General features: G+C 48.1%; 2 tRNA genes. Both read right to left on the bottom strand.

The features are described 5' to 3' along the window. Positions 1-39: 39 nt before the first annotated feature. A tRNA-Arg gene (locus H4J59_RS00110) sits at positions 40-116 on the bottom strand. 141 nt (positions 117-257) lie between these two features. Then, positions 258-334: transfer RNA gene (locus H4J59_RS00105), tRNA-Arg, on the bottom strand. Positions 335-343 lie beyond the last annotated feature (9 nt).

Below are 343 nucleotides of genomic sequence, written 5' to 3'. Positions count from 1 at the left end.
TATTTGCTAGTCTTTATTATTTAGCCACTTAAAGAAAAGTGGCGGACGCGGCAGGAGTCGAACCTGCGACCGCCTGGTTCGTAGCCAGGTACTCTATCCAGCTGAGCTACGCGTCCTCAAATCAACCTATTATTTATATCTCTGGTTCAAGAGATAACGCACGTTACCCATAATGAGCACTCTGATGCGACCCCACAAAGATAAAAACAAAATGTTGGGGCGAAAAAAAACCAGTCATAAGACTGGTTTTTTCAATGTGGCGGACGCGGCAGGAGTCGAACCTGCGACCGCCTGGTTCGTAGCCAGGTACTCTATCCAGCTGAGCTACGCGTCCGCAATAAAC

Origin of the sequence: Colwellia sp. MB02u-10 (assembly GCF_014077185.1) — a bacterium.
Lineage (GTDB): Bacteria > Pseudomonadota > Gammaproteobacteria > Enterobacterales > Alteromonadaceae > Cognaticolwellia.
Note: the sequence above shows the minus strand (reverse complement) of the source record. Positions and strands in the feature narration are given on the sequence as shown.